At 55.9% G+C, this 3,285-nt stretch carries 6 protein-coding genes; 2 read left to right on the forward strand and 4 right to left on the reverse strand.

Translation table 11 applies throughout. The features are described 5' to 3' along the window. Window positions 1-208, forward strand: a 208-nt coding sequence (locus VMW13_11155) for a hypothetical protein (GenBank protein ID HUV45371.1), incomplete at its 5' end; no start/stop codon positions are given. 9 nt (window positions 209-217) lie between these two features. Here VMW13_11155 and VMW13_11160 read toward each other — a convergent pair. After that, window positions 218-1,171, reverse strand: a complete 954-nt coding sequence (locus VMW13_11160) for a nitronate monooxygenase (protein ID HUV45372.1) — start codon at window positions 1,169-1,171, stop codon at window positions 218-220. A 164-nt stretch (window positions 1,172-1,335) separates the two neighbouring features. On the opposite strand from VMW13_11160, the gene VMW13_11165 reads away from it, so the two are divergent. Continuing rightward, window positions 1,336-1,602 carry a TIGR04076 family protein gene (locus VMW13_11165; GenBank protein HUV45373.1) on the forward strand — a complete coding sequence of 89 codons (267 nt, stop codon included), beginning with the start codon at window positions 1,336-1,338 and terminating at the stop codon, window positions 1,600-1,602. 281 nt (window positions 1,603-1,883) lie between these two features. Here VMW13_11165 and VMW13_11170 read toward each other — a convergent pair whose 3' ends face one another. The 3 genes from VMW13_11170 to VMW13_11180 form a co-directional block, all read right to left on the reverse strand. Continuing rightward, window positions 1,884-2,078 carry a hypothetical protein gene (locus VMW13_11170; GenBank protein HUV45374.1) on the reverse strand — a complete coding sequence of 65 codons (195 nt, stop codon included), beginning with the start codon at window positions 2,076-2,078 and terminating at the stop codon, window positions 1,884-1,886. A 100-nt stretch (window positions 2,079-2,178) separates the two neighbouring features. Beyond that, on the reverse strand, window positions 2,179-2,331 hold the full coding sequence (locus tag VMW13_11175; GenBank protein ID HUV45375.1) for a hypothetical protein: 153 nt from the start codon (window positions 2,329-2,331) through the stop codon (window positions 2,179-2,181). 85 nt (window positions 2,332-2,416) lie between these two features. Beyond that, window positions 2,417-2,881 carry a C-GCAxxG-C-C family protein gene (locus VMW13_11180; protein ID HUV45376.1) on the reverse strand — a complete coding sequence of 155 codons (465 nt, stop codon included), beginning with the start codon at window positions 2,879-2,881 and terminating at the stop codon, window positions 2,417-2,419. Window positions 2,882-3,285: the final 404 nt, after the last annotated feature.

The raw sequence follows: 3,285 nt of genomic DNA on the forward strand, positions 1-3,285 counted from the left end.
AGGACCTACCTTCCATGTAGAAGAAGCGCAGGTTGACAAAATAGGTGCCCCTGACAGCCGGGTTCGCATATCTGTCAGCTACAAGAACAAGCTTACGCATAAGCTGCATGAGACCCGGAGGACATTCAGGTTCGTCTACGCAGTGGGTCACACGACCTTCCACCAGTTTCAGGCTATACCGATAGCGAAGGAAGACTACTGGACGTAGCGGAGATCCCTACCTCCCCCTGAAGAACGGTCTGCTCTCCACCATCTCCTCCGCCTCGGCAATCATCCGGTCAATGAACTCCTTCACCGTAGGGATGCTGTCTATCGCACCGACCGCCAGCGAGCCTATGCGTGTCGGTTCCGGAATGTCTGCCGGGCCCTCCCAGTCGGACGGCTTGGGCTGGATGCGCTCCAGCATCGGCAGCCACTCGCTCAGCGGCAGGTCCCCTCGCTTCCGCAGCACATCGGCGTAGTCCTTGGGGGAAGCGTGGGAGAGTACCCGCCAGCGGAGTCGCGGGTTGTCCGGACTGGTCTCCACCATTCCCTGCTTCGAAGCCTCATTCGTCGGGCACTCTTTCGTGGCCATGAAGGCCGTCCCCATCATAATACCGTCCGCCCCCATTGCCAGCGCCCCCAGGAAACCACGGGCGTCCCCGATTCCTCCGGCGGCAACGAACGGTACCTTCACCTGTCTGCTGCCCCAGCTCGTTGTGATGAAGGTCGGCAACTGCTCCGGACTCTTGAAACCAACGCCCTCCAGCCCGACCACAATGACAGCGTCCGCACCCAGCTCTTCGGCATGTTGCGCGTCCTTAACCCTGGCCGATTTATGTATCCAGGGAATACCGCCTTCCTTGATGCGTGGGGCCAGTGCGTCCGGCTTGTATATCGCCGTCTCTACGGGTACCTTCTCCTCGATACAGACCTCCAGCATATCTTCAATCCGGGGGCATATCCCGAAGCTCAGGTTCACCCCAAAGGACCCGCTGGTGGCCTTCCGGCAACTCCGAATGTCCTCGCGCAGTTGCTCCGGAGTACGAGACGTGGAGGCAGTAATGCAGCCATGTGCGCCGGCCTCGGCACAGGCCGCGGCAAACTGCCAGTTGCCAAATCCCGCATAGGCACCTTCAAGAATGGGGTACCTGCAATCGAATATATCGGTGACCCGGGTCTTCCACTCCATTCATTTCCTCCTGTATTTGGATACTTAGAGCATAACGAAAGCAGCCTCATACGTCAATGTCAGTGTCACAGGTAACGTTTGACGCTGCCCCTGGCAGCCACTATACTGGACGAACCATCACGACTCTTCATTATTCTGACAGACTAAAGGTTGGAGGCAGTAAAATGGCTGAAAGCTATGACGTGGTCGCCCGGGTGATATCACAGAAAGGTACCTGTGGTGCCGGCCACGCGATTGGCCAGGAATGGGTTATCAGTGGGCATACACCGGAAGGAATATGCCTGTCCGCTTTCAACGCGCTCTTCCCCGACGTGCGCGTGCTCATGTTTGGCGGCTCTCTCCCCTGGTCAGACGACCCGGATACGGCCACCGCTGCCTGCCCGGACGCCGCCAATCCGGTGGTCTTTGAGTTGAAGCGGGTACGCCCCTGACCAACCAGTGTATCACGCGACCCATATACCCGTGTCTCACCACCTTACGGGTACTTATTCAGCCCGGAAAGACTGTTCTCTACCTAGCAGGCTGCTGAAAAACCATTTCGACCAATCCCCGTGCGGCCCATCTGGGCCGCCTTCCCCTTCCTAGCCAGGAAGGAGCCTTCTGCGGAAGGGGGAAAAGATTATATCTGGGGGACACCCCCAGACCCCTGCCAGAAGGGGGCGCCCCTCAGAAGGGGCGGAACCCCTCTGGACTCCCCTTTTTCATCACCCTGCTAGATAACACGGTAGAGGTCAGTGCGCGTATGCAGATAGGTCGTCTGCGGGTCTGCCGAATCCGGCATCACGCCCATGTCCAGCAGGCAGTCCTCACACATTACCTTGCCGTGATGAACATAGACCTTCCCCGGGTACTCATTGGGTTGCGCCGAGAACTCCCGGTCACACTTCTCGCACTTCACGTTTTCCATACTGCCCTCCCGATACCCCAAGTACGTTGGGAAATTCAATATAGTCTTTGATTGGCCGGTTGTCAAATCTACTACGGGTCTCTGGTTGCCGGCCAACATCTTAAGAAACGTCAGTATCCTGGGCCAGATACTCGCTTAGTAACAGCAGGTCTTTCTCAAGCGTAGAGAATGCCGAGTTGAACCTGCCGTCAGTGACCAGGGCTACCTCTACCTCCAGACCCATCCTCACTATCGAGTTGGTGGTAGTAAGCATTTCCCGGAATCCGGTCCCCCTCTGGGACCTTTGTATTTCATGAACACCACATCGCCACCTCGGACCTTGCCGCGCGGTATCACCCTCACGTCTGCTTCTCCATAATTATCTCGGCAGCCATGCGGCAGGCCCCGGCCACAACAGTGGAACATTTCTCCGTGGAGCCGGCTTTTCGCCACTCCTCGGCTTCAACCGGGTTTGCCAGGTTATAAGCTCTGCCAAATAACAGTTTCAGGATTCCACCACACATGGTACTGCTGAACTCCTTCTCAAAGGCACGGCAGAATGCCCGACTCGGGCGCAGCGACCTGAGATACCCTTCCCAATCGTCCAGTCGGTCACGTCCATACACCAGTCCCAATACTAAAACACTACCAGTCACAGCACCGCAGGTCTCACCTCTCCGGGCAATACCGGGAAACGGCGTCAGTGCCTTCAGGGTTGTCCCGTCACCCAATCCGAACTGCTCGCTCAGTGCCAGAAAGGAAGACTGCGCACAGTTTCCAGATATTTCAAGGTACCGTCTTGCCTTCTCATCAAGCTCTTTCATAATATCCTCTTTGGAACGCCGGGCTGTCATTGTAGCTACTGTAGTGTCTTACAAATGCCTTTACAGTCCCTGTCATTCTAGCAAGCCTATGAAAAACCCTTTCGACCATCCCCCTGACCCCCTTCCTGTCCAGGAAGGGGGAAAATATTATATCTGGGGACACCGGCAGAATCTGGTTTCGGATTCTGCTAACGTCATTCTGTAAGAATGACGCCCAGACACCCCTGCCAAAGGGGCAAAGCCCCTCTGGACCCCCCTTTTTTAGCATCCTGCTAGCCATCAGGTGTGAAAGTCAGCGCACCTTTTTATATCCCCATATAGCAATTGCTTTAAGAGCGCGGGAGCTATGTAGTACAATTATCAATATCCATCACCTGGAGAAAAATACGTAATGATTGAAACTT

The organism is Dehalococcoidales bacterium (assembly GCA_035529395.1).
In the GTDB taxonomy this organism is placed as follows: domain Bacteria; phylum Chloroflexota; class Dehalococcoidia; order Dehalococcoidales; family Fen-1064; genus DUES01.

What these genes read in the sequence shown, in the direction of transcription:
- VMW13_11160 (HUV45372.1), bottom strand. Translation starts at nt 1,171, where the DNA reads ATGGAGTGGAAGACCCGGGTCACCGATATATTCGATTGCAGGTACCCC.
- VMW13_11165 (HUV45373.1), top strand. Translation starts at nt 1,336, where the DNA reads ATGGCTGAAAGCTATGACGTGGTCGCCCGGGTGATATCACAGAAAGGT.
- VMW13_11170 (HUV45374.1), bottom strand. Translation starts at nt 2,078, where the DNA reads ATGGAAAACGTGAAGTGCGAGAAGTGTGACCGGGAGTTCTCGGCGCAA.
- VMW13_11175 (HUV45375.1), bottom strand. Translation starts at nt 2,331, where the DNA reads ATGCTTACTACCACCAACTCGATAGTGAGGATGGGTCTGGAGGTAGAG.
- VMW13_11180 (HUV45376.1), bottom strand. Translation starts at nt 2,881, where the DNA reads ATGAAAGAGCTTGATGAGAAGGCAAGACGGTACCTTGAAATATCTGGA.